Below are 300 nucleotides of genomic sequence, written 5' to 3' on the forward strand. Positions count from 1 at the left end.
CAGTTTGGGCAAAGGGGCTTAAAAGAAAGCTTCAAACAAGTCAAACAACGCATTCAATAAAGGCTGCAATCTGGCGGTGCAGATCCCCAACGCTTTTTTGAGCATCTAATTCCAAAACTTCGCACCCGAATTTTTCTTTTAACGCGTAAGCGTGAGTTTTGATCTTTTGCTGGATTGTGAGTAATTTTTCTGTGCCTTGGTTTTCTATTTTGTCTAAACTTTTAAGGCTTAAGCGCTGTTTTAAGCCCTCTTTGTCTATCACTAACAGAATGATTTTTTCAGGCAAGACGCTTTGAGTGG

General features: G+C 40.0%; 1 protein-coding gene. It reads right to left on the reverse strand.

What is annotated here, in order from left to right:
- Positions 1 to 40: 40 nt before the first annotated feature.
- The coding region (locus GO013_RS16955; RefSeq protein WP_203529738.1) for a hypothetical protein at positions 41 to 300 on the reverse strand (260 nt) is incomplete at its 5' end.

This window comes from Pseudodesulfovibrio sp. JC047 (genome assembly GCF_010468615.1).
Taxonomy (GTDB): domain Bacteria; phylum Desulfobacterota; class Desulfovibrionia; order Desulfovibrionales; family Desulfovibrionaceae; genus Pseudodesulfovibrio.